The following is an 11,018-nucleotide window of genomic DNA, read 5'->3' as shown; positions in this document are numbered from 1 at the left end:
GACCGAACCCGTCGACGCCTGCGTTGTTAGAGGCCACGGTCAGGTCCTTGACGCCGCTCTCGACGATGGCGTCGATCAACAGCTCAGGGATGCCGCAAAGGCCGAAACCGCCCGCGGCGATCAGCATGCCGTCTTCCAAAATCCCGTCGAGCGCCTCTTTGGCCGACGCGTAAACCTTTTTCATCTAAGTCCTCCCGTGAATACCGTTTGCCTGATTAACCGGCTTCCGGGGCATCAAGTCAATTGATTGCTGCGTTGCAAAATTTAGGTTCGATATTTGCTCATTTTGTTCGCGATGCGAACCAATATATGCGTGTGCCTGAGGCATGGATCAATGGAAGTTAAAAGTGTTTCGCCGGTTCTCGGCGCATCAGTTTGAACTATAGCTTTGAACGAAAAAGGGCGCCTCACTGGACGCCCTTCGTTTGCTCTGATGGATCTCTGCCTTTACTCGGCGGCTTTCTTCTTCGCCGGAGCTTTCTTTGCGGCAGGTTTTTTGGCCGCCGCCTTCTTCGGCGCCGCCTTTTTCTTTGCTGGGGCTTTCTTGCCGCTCTTCGCCGCCTTTTCCGCGATCAACTCGACCGCCTGTTCCATAGTCAGGTCTTCGGGTTTGACGTCCTTCGGCAGCGTCGCGTTGACCTTTTCCCATTTCACATAGGGGCCATAGCGGCCTTCCATGACCTGCACCGGCCCGCCATCGGGGTGATCGCCCAGCTCCTTGAGCGGTTTCGCTGCGGCAGAGCGCCCGCGTCCCGGATTGTTGCGCTTGTCGGTGATCAGTTCCACCGCGCGGTTCATGCCGCATTCAAACACGTCGTTCGGGTCCTTGAGGTTGGCATAGACCGGCTTTGCCTCGTCGGGCAGCTGGTGCATGAGGTACGGCCCGAAGCGGCCAAAGTTGGCCTTGATCATGCCGCCCTCCGGGTGCTCGCCGATCTCGCGGGGCAGGGACAGAAGCGTGAGCGCTTTCTCAAGGTCCATGTCGTCCTTCGACCAGCCCTTCGGCAGCGATGCCCGCGGCGGTTTCTTGTTCTCCGGCGTCGGTTCGCCGCGCTGGACATAGGGACCGAAACGGCCAGATTTCAGCCAAATCTCGTCACCCGCATCCTCGCCCAAAAGCCGCTCATCGCCCTCGGCGCCTTCGCCTGCAATGGGACGCGTATAGGTGCACTCGGGGTAGTTCGAACAGCCGACAAAGCCGCCTGTGCGCGAGGTTTTGAGGTGCAGAGAACCTTGCCCGCATTTCGGACAGACGCGCGGATCAGTGCCATCTTCGCGCGGCGGATAAAGCTGGGGAGCCAAGGCTTCGTCAAGTTTATCAAGCACTTCGGAGATGCGCAGGTCAGAGGTCTCCGCGATGGCCGCATGGAAATCGCGCCAGAATTTCGCCAGAACTTCCTTATAGTCCAAGTCCCCCGCTGAAATTTCGTCGAGTTCCTCCTCCAAATTGGCGGTGAATTCATAGCCCACATATTTGCGGAAGAAATTCATCAGGAAGATCGTGACGATCCGGCCCTTGTCCTCGGGGATCAGGCGGTTCTGTTCCTTGCGGACATATTCGCGGTCGACGATGGTCGAGAGCACTGAGGCATATGTGGACGGACGCCCGATGCCCAGCTCCTCCATCCGCTTCACCAAGGTCGCTTCGGTGTAGCGCGGCGGCGGGTTGGTGTGGTGTTGAAGCCCCAGAACGGCGTCTTCCGCGCCCAACACGGCCTCTTTCTCCGAGGCTTCGGCTTTCAGAGCACCCGCGACTTTCTTCAGAGCCTCGCCCTGCATGATCTGCGGCAGGCGGCCTTCGTCATCCTCATCCACATCGTCGCGGCCCTCGGTGTAAACCGCCATGAAGCCGTCGAAGACCACGACCTGACCGGTGGCGCGCAGCACGACCTCTTGGTCGTCCGACATGATGTCGACCGTGGTGCGCTCGAGTTTCGCGCCTTCCATCTGACAGGCGATCGTGCGCTTCCAGATCAGGTCATAGAGTTTGCGCTGGTCGCTGTCGGTCAGGTTCACCTTGTCGGGGGCGGCGAACATATCTGTCGGGCGGATACATTCGTGAGCTTCCTGCGCGTTTTTCGCTTTGTTTTTGTAAATGCGAGGCGAGGACGGCACGTATTTGTCGCCATAGCGATCCTTGATCGCGTCGCGCGCCTGCGCAACGGCTTCGGGCGCCATGTCGATGCCGTCGGTCCGCATGTAGGTGATCAGACCCGCTTCATAGAGCCGCTGCGCCGCGTTCATGGTCTGACGCGCGCCCATGCCGAACTTGCGGCTGGCTTCTTGTTGAAGCGTTGAGGTCATGAAGGGCGCCGACGGGTTGCGGGAGCCGGGTTTGGCCTCTACGGACGCAACTTTGAGCGCACGCGAGGACACGGCCTGCACGGCCATTTCGGCGCTCATCCGGTCTTTCAGATCGAATTTGTCGAGTTTCTTGCCGGACAGCTGCGTGAGACGTGCCTCGAAACTCTGCCCGCGCGGCGTCTCGAGCATCGCCTTCACCGACCAGTATTCTTGCGGGTTGAAGGCCTCGATCTCCATCTCGCGCTCGACGATCAGACGCAGGCACACCGATTGCACACGGCCCGCAGAGCGCGCGCCCGGCAGTTTGCGCCACAGAACCGGCGAAAGATTGAAACCCACAAGATAGTCCAAAGCCCGGCGCGCCAGATAGGCGTCGACCAGCGGCACGTCCACTTGGCGCGGACTCTTCATTGCTTCCAAAATGGCGGGCTTGGTGATGGCATTGAAGGTCACGCGCGACACGGCGGTCGATTTCTTGATCGCCCGGCGTTTGGTCAGCGCTTCCTGTAGGTGCCACGAGATTGCTTCGCCCTCGCGATCGGGGTCGGTCGCGAGGATCAGTTCGTCATCGTCTTTGAGCGCATCTGCGATGGCTTTGACGTGCTTGCGACTGTCGGCACCCACTTCCCAGGTCATGTCGAAATCGTTGTCCGGATCGACCGAGCCATCCTTGGGCGGCAAGTCGCGAACGTGCCCGTAGGAGGCCAGCACCGTGTAATCCTTGCCGAGGTATTTGTTGATCGTTTTGGCCTTGGCGGGGGATTCGACAACAACAACTGGCATGGACGGTCCTTAAGATTCTCGGATGACTGGGGCTTATGGCGGCGGAAAATGGGGGCAGGCTATGAGAAATGTCAATGGACTGCACAGATTATTGTTCCAATGAGCATGGGTTTTCGAAAGAGTTGCGATGAATTGTCCCGGTGTTCCAAGTTGCGGAGATTTCCATGCGTGCCCTCATTTTCTCTGTCGTTTTATGCTTTGTCTTGCCCGTCTCGGTGTTGGCCCAAAGCTGGCATGAACCTGCACGCGGGAGTCTGGAACGCAGCCAGATCATGAATGCGCTGCGCCCCGTGATCGAATGGCGTCTGGGCGCGCCGGTGGAGTTTGTCGTCTATGAGCTGCGCTCAACGGGGGAGCAGGCTTTCGCCAGCCTCGCGCCACAGCGTCCGGGCGGGGCACGGATCGACATCCGCGAGGCGCCCATCGTGCGCTATTGGGGCGATGATGCCTCTTACTACGAAGAGGTCGGCGGCATTGACGTGATCGCCTTTCTGATCCGCGAGGGTGATCAGTGGTCCGTGGTGGATCAAAGCATTGGCGCGACGGATGTCTGGTTCGCGAGCGAGCCGTACTGTGCCGTTTTTTCGCAGCTTTTGTTCGACTATTGCCCGCTGAACTGACCCCATTCCCTACCCAAGCGCCAGCATCCCGCCGGGTTTGCGGGCGATGCGGCCGTCGAGTTCGAGGTTGAGGATTTCCGCGCTGGCGCGATCCGCCGTCACGCCGAGATCGCGGATCAAATCGTCCTCGGGCAGCGGAGAGCCGGCGAGACGGGCGAGAATCTCAGTGTGAAGGGCAGCGTGATCGCTGAGGCTGCGCATTTCGGCGGGGGCCTCTGGCACGGGGATCGCGTGCTCTGGCGTTTCCATCGCGGTCTGTGCCAAGGGCGATGCGGCGGCCAGCGTGTCCATGACATCGCGCGCGCCACGAATGAGTGTTGCCCCGTCACGCAGAAGGATATTGCAGCCCGCTGAGCGCGCATCGAAGGGATGTCCCGGCACCGCCATGACCTCGCGCCCCTGATCGAGAGCGTTGCCTGCGGTCAACAAAGAACCGGAGCGTGCGGCAGCCTCGATCACGATGGTGGCGCGCGACAGGCCGGAGACGATGCGGTTGCGCATGGGGAAATGCCGGGCAAAGGGCTTCATCCCAAAGGGTTGCTCGGAGATCAACAGGCCGCTCTCTGCGATGCTGTGATAGAGCGCCGTGTTCTCAGTCGGGTAAATCTCATCAAGGCCGCCCGCGAGAACGGCCAGGGTGCCGCTGTCCAAAGCCGCCTCATGCGCGGTGGCGTCGATGCCGCGTGCAAGGCCAGAGGCGATGGCGAAGCCTTCCTCACCCAGCTCACGCGCCAAAGTCCGTGTGAAGCGATGTCCCAAAGACGACGCATTTCGGGCGCCGACGATGGCCAATGTGGGACGTTCGAACAGCGACAGATTACCCTTGACCCAGATCGCAGGCGGGGCGTCGTCGATGAGGGCCAAAAGCGGCGGGTAGTCGGGATCGGAACGCAGGATCAGCCGCGCGCCATCTTTGCGGCCTGCGCGCAACTCAGCGTCGATCACGCCGTGAGGGCAAATTTGATAGTCCGACACTCCGGCCTGACGGGCAATGTCCGGCAGGACCTCAAGGGCCGTCTGCGCATCGCCATGTTCACTCAAAAGCCGATAAAAGGTGCTGACGCCGACGCGCCTGGAGCGCAAGAGCCGGAGCCAATTGGCCCGATCTTCCACGGTGTGGGGTGGGGTGAGGGGGTGGTGGGAAGGGATGAACTCCAATGGACCAACTCTCTCCGTCTCTTGCTCCCTCAACATCGCGCAAAATGGTTAATGAGGCGTTACTACAAATCGGAAAGATTGGATTTTAGCCAAGTGCGAGGCGATTTTTTGCCGGAATATTTACCGACCTTGCTCCGTCACATGCGAAAGCGGCCCTGAGAAATAGGTCTCGGGCCGCTTTGTTGATCACGGAGAATACGAAATAGGGGTAGAATGGTCCTTCGAAGCCCTTAGGCCGCAGAGCCTCCAACGGTCAGCCCGCCGATCAGCAAAGTCGGTTGGCCCACGCCCACCGGCACCCATTGACCTTGTTTGCCGCAATTGCCGACGCCGGGATCGAGTGCCATGTCATTGCCGACCGCGCGGATCTGTTTCATCGCTGTGGCGCCATCCCCGATCAAAGTGGCACCTTTCACCGGCGCTCCGACGCGGCCATTCTCGACACGGTAGGCCTCGGTGCAGTTGAACACGAATTTGCCGTTGGTGATGTCGACCTGCCCGCCGGAAAAGCCCACGGCATAGATGCCGTTTTTCATATCGGCGAGAATCTCGTCCGGCGCCGCATCGCTGCCCAACATATAAGTGTTGGTCATGCGCGGCATCGGCGCGTGGGCATAGCTTTCGCGCCGCCCGTTGCCGGTGGGGGGCACGCCCATGAGACGCGCGTTCTGGCGGTCCTGCATATAGCCGACGAGAATGCCGTCCTCGATGAGGGTGGTTTTCTCGGAAGGCGTGCCCTCATCATCCACAGAGATTGACCCGCGCCGATCCGGGATCGTGCCGTCGTCCAACACGGTGACGCCCTTGGCTGCGACCTGTTGGCCCATCAGACCGGCGAAGGCGGAGGTTTTCTTGCGGTTGAAATCGCCCTCAAGCCCGTGGCCGACAGCTTCGTGCAGCAACACGCCCGGCCAGCCCGGCCCAAGTGCCACGTCCATCACGCCCGCAGGGGCGGGGACGGCGTCGAGGTTTACCACGGCGATGCGGAGCGCTTCGCGCGCCACGCCTTGCCAGTGGTCGGGCGCGATGAGGCCGGTGAGACCAAAGCGCCCGCCGCCCCCCGCCGAACCGCTTTCGCGCCGACCGTTCTGTTCGACGATGACCGCAATCGACAGCCGCGCCATCGGGCGGATGTCGAAGGTCAGCCCGCCTTCGGGGCGCAGAATGTAGACTTCTTGGTGAGAGGCAGCCAGCGAGGCGGTGACCTGCACAACGCGGGAATCGAGGCCCCGCAGGTAGTCGTCGATCTCTTTTAGCGTGTCGATCTTGACCTCAAAGGCCGCGCCTTCGAGCGGGTTTTCGTCGGTATAAAGATGCACATTCGTGGCCCGCGGCGCCTCGGCCAGCGTGCCGCCGCCCGCGCCAACGGCGAGACGGGCGGTCTCGGCGGCGCGGCGGATGGCCTGTTCGGAAATCTCGGTGGAATGGGCATAGCCCGCCGTCTCGCCACGCACGGCGCGCAGGCCGAATCCTTCGGAGGCGTCATAGGAGGCGGTGCGAATCCGTCCGTCGTCCAAAACCAGACCTTCAGAGGTGCGGCGTTCGAGGAAAAGTTCGCCGTCATCGGCGCCTGCAACCGCATCGCGCAGGATTGCGAGGGAGCTTTCCAATTCGATCGCATTTGTAAATGGGTCAAAACGTCTCGAATTCACAGATTTTCTCCCTTTGGGCTTGATCTAGATCAAAAAAGCGGCTCAAAACGATGGGGAATTCTTGTCCCATCACGCCTAATATGGTTTTTGTTAGGGCAGACTCAAATGAAAATGCACCCGGAAGACCGGGGCAGCCGTCGGGGAGCCAACCCTGATTGCAACCTAGGGAAGAGACTATGCGCATAAAATCTTTCGGGTCCGCTCGGGCGGCCACTCTTTTTGCAACTGTGTCCGGGGCCTTGAGCGCCGCGACGGGCGCCTGGGCGCAGGACGGCGAGCTGTTGGGCGCGCCCGAACCCGGCAAGATGGGCTTTCAGGCGCCGGCGACCGAGCTTGCCCGTGACCTTCAAGGTCTCGATCACATGCTTTTGGTGATCATCACGGTGATCGTGGCCTTCGTGGCGGCACTCATCCTCTGGGTGATCGTGCGTTACAACCGCAAGGTCAACAAGACGCCCGCCACCTTCACCCACAACACGCCGATCGAAGTCGCTTGGACCATCGTGCCGATTCTGATCCTTGTGGTCATCGGGGCGTTTTCGCTTCCGGTTCTGTTCAAGCAACAGGAAATCCCGGATGGCGACATCTACATCAAGGTGACCGGCTATCAGTGGTTCTGGGGCTATGAATATGTCGACGAAGGTTTCTCCTTTGACAGCTACCTTCTGGGCCATCCGGCGAACATGACCGATGAGGACATCGCCGCGGGCGGTCGCAGCTATGTGCTGAACGACGCGATGCGTGCAAAACTGGTCAAAGCGGGCTACACTGAGGATCAGTTCCTTCTGGCGACCGACACCAAGGTTGTCGTGCCGGTTGGTAAGACGATTGTGATGGGTGTGACCGGCGCGGATGTGATCCACAGCTGGACAATCCCGGCCTTTGGCGTGAAACAGGATGCCGTTCCGGGGCGTGTGGCAGAGCTTTGGTTCAAAGCGGAGAAAACCGGCACCTTCTTTGGTCAGTGTTCGGAACTTTGCGGCAAGGACCACGCCTATATGCCGATCACCGTGCAGGTGGTGGAGCAGGACGAATATGACGCCTGGCTTCTGGAGGCGAAGGACCTTTACGCCTCCAACGACACCGCGCCGAGCAACATCCGCCTGGCCTCTGCCGACTAATTTTCGGGTGAGGGCGGATCAACCGCCCCACTTTTTGCCCACGCACGGCCCCCCGATAAGAGGCACAAAGCCCACCCGGGGGGCATACGCATAACTGGAAGTGACGCGATGACTGACGCGACGATCGTATTGGATGACAATCATGAAGCGGGCTTTGGCGATTATTTCGCCCTGTTGAAGCCGCGCGTCATGTCTCTCGTCGTCTTCACCGCTTTTGCGGGTCTGATCGTGGCGCCGGGTGGCATCCATCCCTTCCTTGGTTTCTTCGCTATTCTCTGCATCGCCATCGGTGGTGGCGCCTCTGGGGCGCTGAACATGTGGTATGACAGCGATATCGATATGGTGATGAAACGCACCAAGTCGCGTCCGATCCCGTCGGGCAAGGTGACCCGTGGCGAGGCGCTTGGTTTTGGTCTGACGCTCTCGGCCTTTTCCGTCGTGATGCTCTATCTGGCGACCAACTGGGTCGCGGCCGCTCTGTTGGCCTTCACGATATTCTTCTATGCCGTGGTCTATACCATGTGGCTCAAACGCGCGACGCCGCAGAACATCGTGATCGGCGGGGCCTCTGGCGCACTGCCTCCGATGATCGGTTGGGCGGCTGTGACCGGCGACATCACCCTGTCATCTGTCTTGATGTTCATGCTGATCTTCATGTGGACCCCGCCGCATTTCTGGTCGCTCGCTTTGTTCATGAACGCCGATTACGACAAAGCGAAGGTGCCGATGCTGACCGTGACCCACGGCAAACGCTCGACCCGTAATCACATACTCGTCTACACCATCTTGCTCGCCGGTTTTGCCGCCGCGATGTTCGCCACACCTCTGGCAGGCTGGAGCTATCTGGTCGTCGCCGTGGTGATGAACGCCGCCTTCCTGCGCGGGGCCGTGGTGCTTTGGCGTCGCAATGAGGAAGAGGCCGAGGCCGACAACTACAAGGCCGAGCGCGCGTTCTTCAAACTGTCGCTGGCCTACACCTTCCTGCATTTCATGGCGTTGATGGCCGACAAGGCACTCTTTGCCTATGGCATTGGAGGCCCGTTCTAAGATGGCGATCACCAAACTCCATGACATGCACACACGCCGCCGTTCCCGCAATGTGGGACTTGGGCTGGCGCTGGGCGCCTTCGTTTTGCTTTTGCTCGGTCTGACCGTGGTCAAAGTGACCGTTCTGGACCCGTCGATCGCCGCTCAGGAGGCGCAGAACTGATGGCCAACCGCAGCCCGAAGAAGACCGTAGTGCAACTCGTGGGGGTCGTTTTCCTCATGGGCGGTCTGGCTTGGGCGTCCGTGCCGTTCTACAGCTGGTTCTGCGCGGTGACGGGCTTTGGTGGCACCACGGACGTGGCCTCCGGCGCTTCGGACACCATTCTGGACGAGACCATCAAAATTCGCTTTGACGCCAACACTGATCCGTCGATGCCGTGGGAGTTCAAGCCCGTGGAAAACACGATGGAGGTCCGGATCGGTGAGACAGGGCTGGCGTTTTATGAGGCCTACAATCCGACCGACCGTGTGGTCGCGGGCACGGCGTCCTACAATGTCGCGCCCTTCGAGGCCGGCGGCTTTTTCACCAAAATCGACTGTTTCTGTTTCACCGAACAGGTGCTGAAACCGGGGGAGCGCGTGCTGATGCCCGTGACCTTCTACGTCGATCCCGAGATCACCACCGACAGAGATGCGAAATATATCCATCGCATCACCCTGTCTTACACATTCCATGAAACTGAGTTGCCTGAGGATTATGCCGCATTGGAGACGGATACATCTTCGGGAACGAGTTTGAATTAAGCCCGAATGGGCAACCTTTAGGGAGAGGGACGCACAACATGGCGCATGAAAAGAACCACGATTACCACATCCTTCCGCCATCGCCCTGGCCGCTGATGGCGGCATTTTCGGCGTTCATCATGCTGTTTGGCGCTGTGATGTGGATGGCCAACGACAACCCGTACATCTTCCTGATCGGCTTTGTCGGAGTGCTTTACGTGATGTGGAGCTGGTGGTCGGATACGATCAAAGAGAACAAAGCGGGCGATCACACGCCAGTGGTACGGATCGGTCTGCGCTACGGCTTCATCATGTTCATCATGTCCGAAGTTATGTTCTTTGCTGCATGGTTCTGGGCGTTTTTCAAGAACGCGCTTTACCCGATGTGGACCTATCAGGGCACGGAATATGTCAAGCCGGAGATCATCCCGGTCGACGCTTTTCACCTGCCGCTGATCAACACTCTGATCCTCCTGTGCTCGGGCGCGGCGGTGACTTGGGCGCACCATGCGTTGGTCCACGGCAACATCCGCAAAGACCTGATCGCCGGTCTCGCCATCGGTGTGGGTTTTGGCGCGGTGTTCACGCTGTTCCAGGCCTATGAATATTTCGAGCTTGTTGTGCACGAAGGCTGGACCTTCGGCGGTGACTTCTTCTTTGGCTCTTTCTTCATGGCAACGGGCTTCCACGGCTTCCATGTGATCATCGGCACGATCTTTCTGTTGATCTGTTTGGTCCGCTCGATGAAGGGCGACTTTACCCCGGACGATCACATCGGCTTCGAGGCCGCTGCGTGGTACTGGCACTTCGTGGATGTCGTCTGGCTCTTCCTTTTCGTCGTGGTGTACATCTGGGGCCAGTAAGGCTTGAGTATTTTGATCACGAAAAAGACCTGATAGAAGGGCGCGGCTGACGCGCCCTTTTTCTTTGGAGACTCTATGTTCAAGCGGATGATTTTTCCCATCGTGATCGGCGTCTTGGGCTGCGCGATCCTGATATGGCTGGGCACATGGCAGCTCCAGCGCCTCGCGTGGAAAGAGGGTGTCCTAGCAGAGATCCGCGCGGAAATTGGCGCCGAACCTGTGCCTCTGCCTGAGGTGATTGATGCGTCGATGAAATACCTGCCTGTCGAGGCGACCGGCGAAATCGGTGACGAGGAACTGCATGTGCTGGTTTCGCGTAAACAGATTGGTGCGGGCTATCTGATCATCGCGCCTTTGACGTTGGACGATGGCCGGCGCGTGTTGCTTGACCGCGGCTTTGTGCGGGACATGGAGAAGGACGCGGAACGTGCCGGTGGTTCGGTGACGGTCGTCGGCAATCTGCATTGGCCCGATGATATGAACAGCTCGACACCTGCGCCCGACATGACTCGCAACATCTGGTTCGGACGCGATATTCCGGCGATGGCGGAGGCACTCGGCACAGAACCGGTGCTGATCGTGGCGCGCGATAGCACAGGCGCGGGGATAGATCCGATGCCGGTGGGCATTGAGGGCATCCCGAACGATCATCTTCAATACGCAATCACATGGTTTTCGCTCTGCCTTGTCTGGTTTGGGATGACTCTTTTCCTTCTGTGGCGTATCAGGGCGCGAACGGACTAAAGA

11 protein-coding genes are annotated in these 11,018 nt (G+C 59.7%); 7 read left to right on the top strand and 4 right to left on the bottom strand.

Annotated features, from left to right (window positions below; all coding sequences use genetic code 11):
* Together J5Y17_RS16880 and topA are read right to left on the bottom strand one after the other, a co-directional pair.
* Window positions 1–184, bottom strand: a 184-nt coding sequence (locus tag J5Y17_RS16880; RefSeq protein WP_304518560.1) for a CoA-transferase, incomplete at its 3' end; no start/stop codon positions are given.
* Window positions 185–447: 263 nt separating this feature from the next.
* The gene (gene topA / locus J5Y17_RS16875; protein WP_219786848.1) at window positions 448–3,087 is read right to left on the bottom strand and encodes a type I DNA topoisomerase; all 2,640 of its coding nucleotides are present in this window, start codon (window positions 3,085–3,087) and stop codon (window positions 448–450) included.
* Window positions 3,088–3,251: 164 nt separating this feature from the next.
* Here topA and J5Y17_RS16870 point away from each other — a divergent pair, with 164 nt between their 5' ends.
* Window positions 3,252–3,707 carry a hypothetical protein gene (locus J5Y17_RS16870; protein WP_219786846.1) on the top strand — a complete coding sequence of 152 codons (456 nt, stop codon included), beginning with the start codon at window positions 3,252–3,254 and terminating at the stop codon, window positions 3,705–3,707.
* Window positions 3,708–3,716: 9 nt separating this feature from the next.
* Here the strand turns inward: J5Y17_RS16870 and dprA are convergent, their stop codons facing one another.
* Both dprA and tldD read right to left on the bottom strand, forming a co-directional pair.
* Entirely contained in the window at window positions 3,717–4,901 is a 1,185-nt protein-coding gene (gene dprA / locus J5Y17_RS16865) for a DNA-processing protein DprA (protein WP_219786844.1), read from the bottom strand.
* Between the two features lie 194 nt (window positions 4,902–5,095).
* A complete protein-coding gene (tldD, locus tag J5Y17_RS16860; RefSeq protein ID WP_219786842.1) occupies window positions 5,096–6,517 on the bottom strand; it encodes a metalloprotease TldD in 1,422 nt (473 codons plus the stop codon).
* Window positions 6,518–6,693: 176 nt separating this feature from the next.
* Here tldD and coxB point away from each other — a divergent pair, with 176 nt between their 5' ends.
* The 6 genes from coxB (at window position 6,694) to J5Y17_RS16830 (ending at window position 11,015) form a co-directional block, all read left to right on the top strand.
* Entirely contained in the window at window positions 6,694–7,638 is a 945-nt protein-coding gene (coxB, locus tag J5Y17_RS16855) for a cytochrome c oxidase subunit II (RefSeq protein WP_219786840.1), read from the top strand.
* Between the two features lie 108 nt (window positions 7,639–7,746).
* On the top strand, window positions 7,747–8,685 hold the full coding sequence (cyoE, locus tag J5Y17_RS16850; protein WP_219786838.1) for a heme o synthase: 939 nt from the start codon (window positions 7,747–7,749) through the stop codon (window positions 8,683–8,685).
* 1 nt (window position 8,686) lies between these two features.
* Entirely contained in the window at window positions 8,687–8,848 is a 162-nt protein-coding gene (locus J5Y17_RS16845) for a hypothetical protein (protein ID WP_219786831.1), read from the top strand.
* Window positions 8,848–9,429, top strand: coding sequence for a cytochrome c oxidase assembly protein (locus J5Y17_RS16840; protein WP_219786829.1), 582 nt, complete (start codon window positions 8,848–8,850; stop codon window positions 9,427–9,429). The genes J5Y17_RS16845 and J5Y17_RS16840 overlap by 1 nt, the downstream gene beginning before the upstream one ends.
* A gap of 38 nt (window positions 9,430–9,467) precedes the next feature.
* Window positions 9,468–10,271, top strand: a complete 804-nt coding sequence (locus tag J5Y17_RS16835) for a cytochrome c oxidase subunit 3 (protein ID WP_219786827.1) — start codon at window positions 9,468–9,470, stop codon at window positions 10,269–10,271.
* A gap of 75 nt (window positions 10,272–10,346) precedes the next feature.
* Window positions 10,347–11,015: an SURF1 family protein gene (locus J5Y17_RS16830; protein ID WP_219786825.1), complete on the top strand. Its 669-nt coding sequence runs from the start codon at window positions 10,347–10,349 to the stop codon at window positions 11,013–11,015.
* Window positions 11,016–11,018: the final 3 nt, after the last annotated feature.

The organism is Celeribacter sp. PS-C1, assembly GCF_019429625.1.
Taxonomy (GTDB): Bacteria; Pseudomonadota; Alphaproteobacteria; order Rhodobacterales; family Rhodobacteraceae; genus Celeribacter.
This window is presented reverse-complemented; position numbering and strand designations above follow the sequence as displayed.